Origin of the sequence: Streptomyces sp. NPDC001714, from assembly GCF_042892755.1 — a bacterium.
Taxonomy (GTDB): domain Bacteria; phylum Actinomycetota; class Actinomycetes; order Streptomycetales; family Streptomycetaceae; genus Streptomyces.
The window spans coordinates 1-14,205 of the sequence record NZ_JBIAUL010000040.1 but is presented as its reverse complement, the minus strand read 5'-3'; the positions used below and the strand labels follow the sequence as shown (position 1 = coordinate 14,205).

The window sequence follows — 14,205 nt, the reverse complement described above, 5'->3', positions numbered from 1 at the left end:
TCGAGAACTGTAGTGGTGCGCTCTGACGGTTCGATACGCAGGTCTGCTGCACGATCGTCCCGTCGGACCTGGCAGGCGCTCGACCGAAGTGACTCGGCCGAGCGCCTGAACGCCCCTCAGCGGTCAGTCGAGTTGGCTGATGGCAGGGTTGTCACCGGGCGCGGCCGCGTCGGCGGGAGGCAGGGCGGTGTTGTAGATGTGGATGTCGCTGATGCCTGCGTTGGCGTACTCGCCGTAGGCGCCGGAGGAGAGTTTGCGGCCGATCTGGAGGGAGCCGGTCGCGTTCCAGGGAGTGTAGGTCCAGTCCTTGGCGGCGGTGAGCTTGCCGTCGACGTAGAGCCGGATTTCCTGGTTGGTGACGTCGAAGACGCCTACCAGGTGTGTCCATTTGCCAATGACGGGCTTGCTGCCGTAGGTGGCCTGCCAGACGGCACCGCTCGCGTCGGTGCTGTGTCTACCGAAGGCCCACGCCTGGGCGCCCGAGGAGTAGTACAGCTGAAAGCCGTTGTTGACGGTCCCGTCCTGCGAGACGAATGTCGAATTGGCGGACGACGAATTGAGCTTGATCCAGGCGGAGACGGTGAAGCTTCGCGAGGTGTCGACGGCAGCCCCGGAGGTGTTGGCATGGCCGGTGGTGCCGTTGAGGTTGATGTACTTGCTTCGAGTCGAGTCGCTGCTCCAGGTATAGGCGCCGCTCAGTGACGCGGGGAGCCCACCGCTGCAGCCGGCGTCTGTCGCGGTGGCGCAGTCGGCGGCGGTGTTGCCGGCGCCGTCGTCAAGGTTCCACCAGTGAGTCGCGGCGTTGGAGGCGGTGCCCAGGGAGACAGGGGCGGCGAAGTTGGCGGTGGTACCGGTCGACGTGGTACCCGGGTACTCGATCAGTTCGCCGTGGGTGTCGGTGACGTAGAGATCCGGGTTGCCGTCCGAGCCGCCGGAGAGGCTGTTCACGTCGCCGGACGATGCGACCTGGGGGTAGGTCGCCGGAGGCAGGGTGAGGGGCAGCGCGGTGCGGGTGGTGGCGTGCAGGAGCGGGGGCAGGCCGTCGGAGCCGAGGGCGAGCGAGTAGGTGTACAGGGCGCCGGTGGTCTTGTCGCGGGCCCACAGGGTGGGAGTGCCGCCGACGGTACCGGGCGCGATGAGGGTGAGGCCGGACCAGTCGCCGTCACCGAGCAGGACCGGGTTGGCGAGGTGCTTGCCGTTGTCGGTCTGGTAGATCCACAGCTTGCCGCTCTCCACAGTGATGATGGCAGGGTGTCCCTGCTGGTTTCCGTAGACGTTGCCGGGGGCGATGAGCTGGGTGATGTTCCAGGGTGTGGTCGGGTCATATCCGGCTCCCGCGCATCGGCTGTCGGGAACGGTCGGCTGGCAGGGGTCCTTGGTCACGGGGTCGCCGGAGCGCTTGCCGATGTAGCCGGGGTAGTTGGACCAGGGGACGAGAGGAAAAGCGTTGTCGTTGGCAGGATCTAGGTCGTTCGGGACGACGTACAACTTGGATGTCTTGCGGTTGAAGGCGAACAGATCATCGACGTCAGCACCGTGCAGGTTTCCACGGTGGGCAATCAGGTAGTTGTTCCAGCCGGTTCCGTCAGGCGAGTCGGCCGGGGTGGAGACGAGGACCGGGCCGTTGATTGTGGGAGTCGTGGTGGTGGGGCCGGTCTGGGCGGGGGCGGGGCTCTGGGCGGGGTCGGTGTTGCCGGGGATGAGTTCGAGGTCGCCGGTCTTGGTGGTGGCGAGTAGGTCAGGGACGCCGTCGCCGCTGATGTCACCCGGGGTGATCTTCGTGGCGGGGTTCCAGGGGACGGTGAAGGTGTAGCTGGCCGGGGCCTGCGAAATATTGCCAGCCGCGTCGACGGCTGCGACATACAAGGTGTGCACGCCCCAGGTGGGCAGGGTGACGGCGATGTTGCCGGTCGCGGTGCCCTGACTGTCGGTACTTGTGACGGACACGGGCGTGCCGGTGGTGGCGGTGGGCTGGCTGTCGAGGAGCCACCGGAAGTGGTCAACGCCGCTGGACAGGCATGCGTTGGGCATGCAGCTGCTGTCGGAGGGGGCACCGTCCGCCGCAGTGACGGTGAAGCTGGTCTTGGTGCCGGCGTGGATACCGCTGGCCGTGGCGCCTGTGCCGACGGGCGGAACATCGGAGTTGTCGGCGATATCCGGGGTGCCCGGCGGGGTGAAGTCGGTCTTGAACCAGCAGTGGTCGCTGATGTCGGAGGTCAGGCTCAGAACTGAGTTGTTGTCCTGTGCGTAGGCGTCCCAGCCGTACTCGTGGCCGTCTTTGAGGGTAAACCCGATGGGTAGGCTGACGTCTCTGGCGGTGTCCGCTGCGACGTAGCCGGTGGTGGGTTTGCCTTCGTCCTGGGCGTTGCCGTTGGAGTCGAGGACGGTTCGGTCCCAGACGTGAAAGACCGCCCTGACGTTCTCGCCGGATACGTTCGATTTGACCTTGGCGTGCAGTTGGATGTTGCTTCCGGCGCCAGAATAAGTGGTCGCGCCGATCCAGCCGTCGCCGCTCATGACACAGTTGCCGGTTGCGCCGGTTGCAGGGGGCGTGGTTAGGAGATTGGTCGGGACGTCCGGGGGGATGTCGAATTTCACTGTCAGGCTGAGGGAGCTGGACATCCGCAGGTAGTCGTCGTTGCTGGAGGAGATGCTCTCGTTGCCGAAGAGACCGACGGTCCAGTGGTCGCCGCTGGCGCTGTGGTAGGTCGCTATCCGCTGGGCCTGGGCGAGGACTTTGAAGGTTGCAGGGTGGTTGCTGCAGCTGCTGCCGGAGTTGGCCCCACTGGGAATCGTGATTTTGACGGGGTCATAGTTGTCGTCGATGGGGTCGGGTTTGTTGTTCCAGTCGGTGCCGGAGTCGATCGAGCCTGTGGTGTGGAGGGTGATCGGCTGGTTCTGCGAGCAGTCCCAGCTTGCGGCGTAGGTGGAGTTCACCGTGATCTGAGCGTCGTAGACATGCATGGAGGGGTCGAGTTTGTCAGTGGGGATGGTGTAGTAGGCGCGCTCCAGGCCGGTACCGCAGACGCCGCCCCAGCGCTGGTAGCCCACGCCCTCACCGAGGGTCTGGAGTTTGTCGTACTGCGGGCTGTCAGCGCAGGTGGAGCTGGAGTACACCTCGTCGTAGTGGCCGGCGTCCTCGGTGACCGGGTTGTTGAATGGGTCGATGTACACCGGGTAGGTGGTGTCCGGGGCGTTGAGGACGCTTGTGTCCGGTGCCAGTGTGATGCCGCTGGACGTGGTGCTCATCGGCACCGTGGTGACGTTGGCTCCCTCACCGGGGCCGTCGGCGGAGGACGCCGTAGGGGCATCGCCGGCCGTCGTGGTGTCCGAGGCGGGTGCGGTTGTCGCCGGTGCGTCCGAAGTGGTGCTGGAGTCCCACATCAGCGGGCGCGGGCTGGTGTAGGCGACGGTGCCGTCCGCGGTGGTGGCGTTCATGCCGCCCGAGTCCGTGGCGGAGAGGGTCAGGCCCTGGGTGGAGGCGGCCTCGGTGAGCTTCTTGATGTGCGGGTCGGCTGCGGCTGCGGCGTCGTGGACGATCAGTACATCGCTGAAGCCGCCCTGGTCGGTGACTGACACAGACAGATCCACGCCGGGCAGAACCGACCTGTAGACGGCGGTGTCGTCGCTGACGACGGGCGCGGGCAGCGTGAAGGGCATGGTCAGAGCCATGCTGTGCCCGTCTTCGTTGGTCTGTGTGACCAGCGGGCCACTGCCGCCGCCCGACAGGGTGACGTCGTTCGGCGTGGCCTTGGGTGAGAGGGTTCCGTCCGCATTCGTGGCCAGAGTGGCGTCGACGGGTGTCCAGGCGCCGTCCTTGAGGACCCGTACCGGCATGACATTGATGGTGGAGGTGAACGTGCCGTCGGGGTTGGCGGTGACGGTGGAGGTCTCCGTCGTGAGGGAATCGACGGGCGCATCGTGACCGCTGGCGACGGCCTCGGCCTGGGCGGCCAGCATCGGATCACTCGGGGATGACTCGTCGGCGCTTGCCGGCACGGCGGGAACGGTGAGCAACAGCCCTGCCAGCGCGGGGATCAGCGCCAGACGGCGCGTCAGTTTTCTTCTCCTGCGCTGCTTTCGGGTATATCCGGACAACACTTAGCAACTCCCCCTCTTTTTGCAAATGCTTTGCATTCGTGATCTTCACCACATCGATGGATGTTGAAGCTGTGGCGAACGGTGTGCGTGGTGTCCGGTTTGCCATCAGGTGTTGATGTTCGCGACTTCACGGAAAGGGCACATCAGGCACTCAGTTGGCATACGTCATGGTCACATCGCCGGCACAGGGTATTGAGTTGCCCGCCCCCTATCAATAGCCTCCCGACGATCACGCAGCGGGCGTGGTGGGGGGACGACGGTCTGTCAGGACCGCTGGTCGTGGGGGGATTTCAGTGAGCGGCAAGCGGCGTTGGTATGCGAGCGTCCAGTACCGGATCTGGGGGAGAGCGCTGACTCTCGCGACGACAGCCGTCGCGTTGCTGACTCTTCTCGTGCCCGCTGCGGTGGCCGCCGGCGTGGTCGTGGGGCCCTACCGCTTCAAGGGCACGGTGTGGAACCCGAAAACCCTGCCGAAGACCCCGGCAGTGGGCAGTCATACCCTGCGCCAACCCGCCTCCGTGCACCCCAAGGGCTACAAGGCGGCGAACCGCTATCAGGCCGTCAAACCGGTGTGGCCGGAGGCCGGCACGAAAACGGTGTTCCTGACGCACACCACCGGACCTGGCAACACCACCTCCAGCATCGCGGCGACGCCGGGTCTGCCGTCCAGCCCCGCCAGTGCTTCCAGTGCTCCCTCCAAAGTGAAATCCACGCCTTCCCCGAGCACTCGCGTCCTTCCGGTGACGAAGCCCGTCAAGGCCGGTGCCCTGCCCGTGTGGGTGTCTCCGGCACCTGCCGCCAAGCACAAGTCAGGGTCCGCCAAGGCATTCGGCCCGGCGGCGGTCAAGGTGAAGGTGGCGTCGCACGCCCAGACCTTGCGGGCAGGCGCCGACGGCATGCTGCTCGCCTTCACCCGCGCCGATGCGAAGTCCGGTGGTGGCCGGGTGCGCGTGGTCATCGACTATTCGTCGCTGGCCAAGGCGTACGGCGGTGGGTTCGGTTCACGGCTGCGGCTGTTCCAGGTTCCGGCCTGTGCGATGACCACGCCTCAGCTGAAGCAGTGCGGGACGCGGACGCCCATCACGTTCATCAACAGGGCGACAGCGGACCAGCTGACCGCCACGCTCTCCCTCGGCTCCTCCAGCGCCGCGGCGTCACGTACCGCGAGCGGCACGGCCGAGCCGATGTCGGCGAACACCACCACGGCGAACACGACGACCGTGGAGGTCACCTCCGGCAGCTCCGGCTCCCAGGGCACCTACGCGGCAACTTCCCTGAACCCTGCGGGGAGCTGGCAGACCTCCGGTACCGGCGCCTTCACCTACTCCTACCCGATCGACGTCCCGTCCGCAGTCGGCGGGAACGCCCCGTCGGTGGCGCTGTCCTACGACTCGCAGTCCGAGGACGGGGAGACTTCGGCCCGGAACTCCCAGGCGTCCTGGATCGGTGACGGCTGGGACTACCAGCCGGGCTTCGTCGAGCGGGCGTATCGTTCCTGCGGCGCTCTGCTGGACAGCAGCGGCAAGAAGATCGTCAAGGGATCCGGGGACCAGTGCTGGGCCGGTGACAACGCCACGATCTCCTTCGGCTCGCACTCCGGGCAGCTGGTGCCCGACGGCGTCGACTCCAGCGTGCCGGGCGAGATCAAGCAGTGGCGGCTGCAGGGCGATGACGGCACCCTGGTCCAGGAGCTGTCCGGAGCCGCCAACGGCCTGCACGACGGCGTCTACTTCCGGCTGCTGACCACGGACGGCACTGCCGCGTACTTCGGTGCCGACCATTCCCCGACGGGCCCCGGACCATCCGGGGCGATGCAGTCCGGTACTCCGGGCGACTCCTCGACCGATGCCGCCTGGGGTGTGCCGGTACTGCACCCGGAATCGAGCGACCCGTGCTACGACTCGGCCAAGGGCAAGGCGTCGCAGTGCGACAAGCACGAGGGCTGGCGCTGGAACCTTGACTTCGTCGTCTCGCCGAGCGGGTTCGTCGAGCGCTACGACTACACGACCGAGACCAACTACTACGACCTGGGCGGCGGCCAGGCCGCGACCGGTGACTCGGGCACCCTGACCTCGTACGTCCGCGGCGGCAAGCTCGACTCCGTCTCCTACGGCTACAAGCTCACCGATGAGCAGACCGGCCGCAAGCCCGCGGGCCAGGTGGTCTTCACCTCCAAGCAGCGCTGCCAGACCACAGACACCTTCACCGACTGCTCGGCGGGAAACCTCAACGACAACACGGCCCCGCACTGGCCTGATGTGCCGTGGGACCTGCACTGCGACTCCACCGACAGCACCACCCTGCCGTCCGGGTCCACCTCCGTGCCCACGAACGTGTGCGTGACTGCCGGACCGACGTTCTGGTCCACCACCCGGCTGGACAGCATCACCACGAAGGTCCACGTCAAGGATTCCTCGACGGACGATCTCGTCGACGTCGACAGCTATCAGCTGGGGCAGGTGTACTCGGACGCGGGCGGGACGGTCGACCCGGTCACCGGTACCACTGTCGACCCCAAGGACGCGGGTTCTCTGCAGGCCGTGATGTGGCTGCAGTCGATCCAGCACACCGGCAAGGACACCTACGGCAACGGCAACAGCGCCATCAAGCTCAACCAGGTCTCCTTCACCGGTACCGAGATCGACAACCGGGTCAATGACACCTCCCCGTCGGCGCCGCCGCTGTACCGGCCGAGGATCTCCTCCATCCAGACCGAGACCGGCGAGTCCATCGCCGTCAACTACAACACCAACCCGTGCGCGAACAAGACGCTGTCGATCTCGGCCTCGGACAGCAACACCAACTCCTGCTATCCGGTCTACTGGACCGTGCCGGGCACATCGAAGCCGATCGCGGACTGGTTCAACAAGACCACCGTGCACACCGTCACGGCGTCCGACCTGACGATCGCGTCCCAGTACAAGCCGAACAGCCAGAACATCCCGGCCGGCTCGGAGACACAGGTCTCCACCTACAGCTACGCCGGTCCCGCGTGGCACCGGGACGACTCGGCCCAGACGGACGACCAGTACCGCACGTGGGACCAGTTCCGCGGATTCCGCACGGTCACGGTGCAGACTGGTCAGGCTCCCGAGCCGGTGACCCAGCAGACCACCACCTACCTGCAGGGCATGGACGGCGACTACAAGGCCGACGGCACCCGCCGCTCGGTCAGCGTGGATGCCAAGGTCGGTGGCTCCACGGTCCAGACCGTCACCGATGCCAACCAACTCGCGGGCCAAGCTCTGCAGAGCGACACGTACACGGCGGCGGGCGGCACCGTCAACGCCGTGACCGTCAACGGTCCGTTCACCTTCACCACCACCGCCCACGCCGCCCAGGCCCCGTGGACGGACTGGACGCAGGACGACAACCCCGGCCAGACCGAGCCGGAGCTGTCGACTCTCCCCGATCTGATTGCTCTGCGGATCAAGACCACACAGTCGCACGGCTACGCGCTGCTCGCCAACGGGACATGGCGCCACACCCGCACCGACACCACCTACGACAGCCAGGGCCGCGTCTCAACCATCGACGCCCACGGGGACGTGAGCGTGGCCGCGCAGGAGAAGTGCGCCACCACCACGTATGCGGCGCCGTCGTCCAGCAACACCATGACCCTGTCCTACCCGGACCAGGTCACCTCCGTCAGCGGCCCCTGCGGCACGGCGGCCTCTGCGAGCACGCTGCTGGCGGACAAGAAGATCTACTACGACGGTGACGGCACCCTCACCAACCTGGGCACGTTCGGACAGCTCGACCAGACCAGCAGCACCGCCATTGGCCAGGCCACTGCCGTACGCACCGCCACCGGTTACACCGGGACCACGGAGAACTGGCAGACCAGCTCGGCCATGAAGTACGACGGGGCCGGCCGCATCACCGATGCCCTGGACGCCACCGGGCAGAACACCCACACCGACTTCAGCCCCGCCTGGAGCCCGTTCGGCGGCAACACCAACCCGACTAGCATCACGACGACCAACTCCCAGAACTGGACGGTCACCTCCACCCTCGACCCGCTGCGTGGCCTGGCCACCGAGAACGGCGACGCCAACAAGCGCAAGACCGACATCACCTACGACGCGCTCGGCCGACGCACAGCCGTCTGGCTACCCGGCCGGGACAAGGCGTCGGGCCAGAGCGCGGACGAGACGTTCACCTACTCGATCAATCCCGGCGTGGTCACCGGGCCGAGTGGCACCGTCACCTCGCCGGGCGACCCCTCCGCAGTGACCACGAAGACGCTGCGCGAGGACGGCACCTACGCCACGTCGATCACCATCTACGACGGGATGCTGCAGCCCCGCCAGACCCAGGCCACGGCCGACGGCGACACCAACTCCGGCCGGATCATCTCCGACACCTTCTACGACTCGCACGGCTGGCAGACCGCGTCGTTCGCGCCCTACTCCGAGCCGAACAACGGCCCCTCCACCACCCTGTATGCGGCGAACGAGAACCAGGTTCCGTCGGAGACCACCACCGGGTACGACGGTGAGGGCCGCGCGACCACCAGCACACTGTGGCACCAGGCCGTCCAGCAGTGGCACACCACCACGAGCTACCCCGGTGCCGACGAGACCGACACCACCGCCCCGGCCGGCGGCCGCTCCACCGCGACTTACACCAACGCGCTGGGGCAGACCACCAAAAGCGTCGTCAAGAACACCGGCAGCACGGTCAAACTCACCCAGGGCCAGGTCATCCCATCAGGCACATCGCTGACCTCGGACAGCACCCGGCTGGCCATGCAGGCCGACGGCAACCTGGTGCTGACCTCCCTCGCGACCGGCAAGACCCTGTGGTCGACCAGCACCTCCGGCAATCCGGGAGCCTTTGCCACCTTGCGGAGCGACGGCAACTTCGTCGTCTCCAACGCGGGCGCCACCAGCACTCTGTGGTCGACCGGAACCACCACCGGCACCGTGATGCAGATCCAGAACGACGCCAACATGGTGCTCTATGACGGCGCCGGTGCCGCGATCTGGAAGACCGACACCTGGCACCTGGCGAGCGAGGCCGACACCGCCACTACCTACACCTACACCCCCGCCGGTCAGGTCGACACGATCAAGGACAACGCCGGCAACACCTGGTCCTACCACTACAACCTGCTGGGCCAGAAGACGTCCCAGACCGACCCGAACACCGGCACCACCAGCTACGACCAGTACGACGTCGCCGGCAACCTGCAACAGACCACCGACTCGCGCGGGCAGGTTCTGTCCTACAGCTACGACTGGGACAACCGCCCCACAGCCGAGTACAAGGGCGCGTGGTCGGCCACACCGGATCCCACCAAGGAACTTGCCTCCTGGGAGTACGACACGCTCGCGAAGGGCTACCCGACCTCATCCACCCGGTACGTCGGCGGGAAGTCGGGATCGGCGTACATCCAGGCAGTCACCGGCTACAACACCGCCTATCAGCCGACCGGCAGCACCCTGACCGTCCCGGCCGCAGACGGCTTCGCCGCGGCCGGACAGTCCACCGCCCCCAGCAGCGGCACCGTCATCTACACGCAGTCCAACTTCTACACCCCGACCGTCGGACTGCTGTCCACCGTCCGTTACCAGGCCGACGGCAACCTGCCCGCCGAGGACGTCGACTTCGGCTACACCCAGCAAGGAAACCTGGACGGCATCGGCGGCTTCATCACCGCCGCCAACACTCCCGACTACCTGGACACCGCCGTCCACGATCCCTTCGGCCGGGTCCTGCAGACCAACTACGGCCCCACCGGCAAGGAACTGGCCACCTTCGCCCAGTACGACGCCACCACCGGCCGGGTCACCCAGACGTCCAGCATGCTGCAGACGTCCACCACCGCGCTGGACGTGGCCAACTACCGCTACAACCAGGCCGGCGAGATCACCGCGATAGACGACCTGCAGAACAACACCACCCACGACACCCAGTGCTTCACCTACGACTCCTTCCAGCGCCTGACCGCCGCCTGGACGGACACCGCAGGTATCACCAACTCCACGAGCTCCCCCGTCGGAGCCGTCGGCGGCTGCACCACCGGCTCCGTGCAGACCACCACCACGGCACCGGTCACGGCCGGCACGGTGGGTGGCCCGGCAGCGTACTGGCAGACGTACACCTACGACCTGCTCGGCGACCGCACGAGCATGGTCAACCACGACACCACCGGCACCGCGGCCAACAACACCACGCAGACCACCGCCTACACCGGCACCGACGGCACAGCGTCCGCCACACTCCCGGACCAGGCCGGTACGACGACCAGCAGCAACCCGACCACCGGCACCGCCACCTGGACCCCCACGTACACCGACCCGGCCTACAGCAACAAGAACGCCGGCGACACCATCAGCCGGAAGACAGCCACGACCGGCCCGCTCAACACCGGCTTCGCCCTCTCCGGGGGCGGCAAGTTCTGCATCGACGACGCAAACGCCTCCACCACGCCCGGCGGGGTGGTCCGCACCTACACCTGCAACGCCTCCGCCGCCCAGAACTGGACGATCGGCACCGACGGCACTGTGAAGGTGCTGGGCACCATGTGCCTGGACACCACCGGTAACGCCACCACCGCCGGCACCCTCCTGGTCATCGACACCTGTAACAGCGACGCCACCCAGAAGTGGAAGGTCACCAACACCGGCACACTGGTCAGCAACGCCAACAGCGCGATGTGCGTGACCGACCCCGGCGCCAGCGCCACCATCCGTACCCAGCTCACCCTCGCCACCTGCGGCAGCGCGGGCCAGACCTGGACCACCGCCGGCACCGGAGCCCTGCCGCCCGGCCAGACCCAGACCTTCACCTACGACGCCGAGGGCCGCACCGCCACCGTCACCACCGGCTCGGGCACCGACACCAACACCAGCAGCTACCTCTACGACGCCGACGGCAACCTGCTGGAACAGACCAGCAGCCTCGACGGCACCGCCAAGACCCGCATCCTGTATCTGTTCGGCGGTACCGAGCAGATCACCCTAAACGTCTCCGCAAAAACCTGGACCGGGCTGCGTTACTACCACGGCCCAGACGGCACCACCATCTGCCGCTCCAGCAGCGGGACCGTCACCTACGAGGTCGCCAACTCCCAAGGCACCGCCACCACCGCCATCGACGCCGGCACCCTGGCAGTCACCCGCCGCTACTACGACCCCTACGGCAACACCCGCGGCACCAAACCCGCCACCTGGGTTGCCGCCGACGAGAACCACGGCTACCTCGGCCAGCCCACCGACACCACCACCGGCCTGGACCTCCTCGGCGCCCGTAACTACGACCCCGCCCAAGGCCGCTTCCTCACCCCCGACCCACTCTTCGAGGCGAACGACCCGAACCAGATGGGCGGCTACACCTACGCCGGCGACAACCCGGCATCGGGAAGCGATCCGACCGGAACCATCCTGGTCAACGACGACGGCACACAGTGCAGCGGCGGTTGGAGCAAGTGCAGCGGCCAGGCGGGCTCGGGCGGCAGCGGCACCGACGACTCCAGCGGCAGTACCACGAGCAGCGGTAGTGGGAGTAGCAGCAGTTCCACCACCCCAGGAAATCCTTACGCCTGCGGTCGATTCGGGGAATGTGGACCGAACGTCAACTACAAGCACGACCCCGCGAAGATCGTCGTCAAGGTCGTCATCGAGCCCCTCTGGGATTTCGCCCTCTGCGAAGCCGGATCTTTCGAGTTTTTTGCGAATGGTTTGAAGGGAGGAAATTCCCACCAGGACGCATGTGACGTCGCTGGCGGAGTGTACTCGGGCGGCCTCGACGACGGGATCGGAGGCGTCGAGAGCGGTGCGGCGCGTGACCTCGAAGGCGCCGGTGACGGGGCTCTCGAAGGCAACGCGGCGGCCGCATCCGACTCCCTCAACGAAGCTGCCGCCGACGAAGCCGACATGGTCGCGGCGAAGCGTGCCAACGCACAGGAACACGCCAAGGAGGCGGACGCTGCAGCGACCAAGCCCAGCGAACCGGAAACCGGCAACGCGGGCACAAAGTCCGCACCCAAGACGAAATCGAGTCGCTGCAGCTTCTCCCCGGACACTCCCGTCCTCATGGGTGACGGCAAGACCAAGCCGATCGGCAAGATCAAGACCGGTGACAAGGTTCAAGCCGCCAACCCCAAGACGGGAAGACACCAAGGCGCCCGAACCGTCCAGCACGTGTGGATCAACCACGACCACGACCTGCTCGACCTCACCATCCGCACCAAGAACGGCCACAGCGCCACCCTCCACACCACCGTCAACCACCCATTCTGGGACGACACGACACGCACCTGGGTCGCGGCTGGCGAACTCCATCCCGGCGATGCCCTCAACACCGCCACCAACGGCCACGTCTACGTCGTCACCGCCCAACCCACACCCGGTACGGCAAACCGCTGGAACCTCACCGTTCGGCAACTCCACACGTACTATGTTGTGGCGGGCGGCGTCCCGATCTTGGTCCACAATTCCAATGGTCCGGATAGTTGCCCGGTACTGGGAGCTGCACGAGCGGCGGCTGATACGGCATCGACAATCACGCCGGGTAAGGCGAGACCGGCAGTGGCAGAGGCTCTTCAGTTGCCGGGAGGTCAGATCTATTCGAGTCCTAGCATTCGTGGTGTGGCTCCCGAGCTTCACCCCGACGTTCAAGCCATTCTGGATGATATTCCTGAGGGCGAACGAGGCGTTGGCCATGGAAGATGCGGGCTGGCAGTGTGCGTATCGGATGCTCTGGGCGATGGATTCAACCCAACCGGATCTCGTGCTGCGGCGGTTATCGTGCGAAGTTCGACCGATAATCCAATGCATGGAATGCCTGTCGGGCCATGTGATAGTTGCGTAGCCCTCGAAGACGCATTCGATATCACGTTTGAGGGGATAGGGTAGTGAACGATCTTTCGCCTGAGTCGCGGACAGTCCTCCGCGATGCTGGATGGCACGCAGGAAGGCAGGTAGATACGTCGTCGTGGGTTGCTGCCCTGGGGGTGGCTGGGGTGGTCGCCCACGATGCGGCTCGGGCCTTCTTGGCCGAATTTGGCGGCCTTGTGGTCGACATCTCGGGCCCCGGAGTCAATCGGGCGCGTGAGCCTTTCGAACTTGACCCGCTTCTGTGCTCCGGCGAAGAGGACAGGTTCCTCGAATGGGGCGAAGAGATTGGGAAGTCGCTCTTCCCAATCGGAGTCCTTGATATGGGTCGATACTTCCTCGGCATTGACGAGCAGAGCGAGATCTATCTGATCGAAACGTGGGTCGCCAGTTTTGGCCGAATGCCACAGGCTATGGACAATCTCATCAGCGGCGTGCGCCCTACGGTTATCAGCGAAGGATGAATTGAATCCCGCTTGGCTTGCGTTCCCTGGTTCGGCCTTGGAGGCCCAGCTGTAGAAGCCAACTCAATCGTCTGGGAAACGGTCAGAGGCCCCGCCGGAGTTTGTTTCCGGTGGGGCCGCTGCGGTGTCTGACGCCAGTAGTTGACGCTGAGGTTGAAAGGGTGGGGTGACAGCGGGTGTTGGCGGTGCTACATCCTCGTCATGAGGTACGCGGATGGCGGCGGTCTGACCGCTGTGGGGCGGGCGAAGCGTGAGGCGGTGCGCTTCGAGGCCGCGGAGATGTTCGAGCAGGGGGTGCGGCCGCCGGAGGTGGCCCGCAGGTTACGGGTGTCGCGGAAGTCGGCTTACGCCTGGCACGCGGCCTGGCGGGACGGCGGCAGAGCGGCCCTGGCCTCCAAGGGGCCAGGCGGCTTTCCCTGTCAGCTCAGCGATGACCAGGCGGAGCGACTGCAGGTCGAGCTTGATGGCTGCCCGGCGGCGCACGGCTGGTGCGAGGACCAGCGGTGGACCCTGGCCAGGGTCGCGGAGCTGATCCATCGCCTGTTCGGCTACCGGTACACCCCGCGCGGGGTGTCCTACGTGCTGCATCGGCTGGGCTGGTCGCCGCAGGTCCCCGCCCACCGGGCCGTCGAGCGCGACGAGCAGGCCGTGGAGCGATGGCGGACGGAGCAGTGGTCACGGGTAAGAGGACGGCCCAGCTCCGGGACTGTCCTGAAGTTTGTGTATGCCCCGGTATGACCTGTCTGGCATGAGATGTGGTCTCTGCCGGGAAGGATCACGGATGGGCAGCAAGGACG

General features: G+C 66.3%; 4 protein-coding genes. 3 read left to right on the top strand and 1 reads right to left on the bottom strand.

Annotated features, from left to right (window positions below):
- Window positions 1-123: 123 nt before the first annotated feature.
- A complete protein-coding gene (locus tag ACFY0P_RS49640) occupies window positions 124-3,999 on the bottom strand; it encodes a LamG domain-containing protein (RefSeq protein WP_388929119.1) in 3,876 nt (1,291 codons plus the stop codon).
- A 479-nt stretch (window positions 4,000-4,478) separates the two neighbouring features.
- On the opposite strand from ACFY0P_RS49640, the gene ACFY0P_RS49635 reads away from it, so the two are divergent.
- The 3 genes from ACFY0P_RS49635 (at window position 4,479) to ACFY0P_RS49625 (ending at window position 14,146) form a co-directional block, all read left to right on the top strand.
- Window positions 4,479-12,965 carry a ricin-type beta-trefoil lectin domain protein gene (locus ACFY0P_RS49635; RefSeq protein WP_388929118.1) on the top strand — a complete coding sequence of 2,829 codons (8,487 nt, stop codon included), beginning with the start codon at window positions 4,479-4,481 and terminating at the stop codon, window positions 12,963-12,965.
- Window positions 12,965-13,408 carry an SUKH-3 domain-containing protein gene (locus tag ACFY0P_RS49630; protein WP_352357987.1) on the top strand — a complete coding sequence of 148 codons (444 nt, stop codon included), beginning with the start codon at window positions 12,965-12,967 and terminating at the stop codon, window positions 13,406-13,408. Before ACFY0P_RS49635 ends, ACFY0P_RS49630 begins: the two co-directional genes overlap by 1 nt.
- Before the next feature lie 201 nt (window positions 13,409-13,609).
- A complete protein-coding gene (locus ACFY0P_RS49625) occupies window positions 13,610-14,146 on the top strand; it encodes a transposase (protein ID WP_388929117.1) in 537 nt (178 codons plus the stop codon).
- Window positions 14,147-14,205 lie beyond the last annotated feature (59 nt).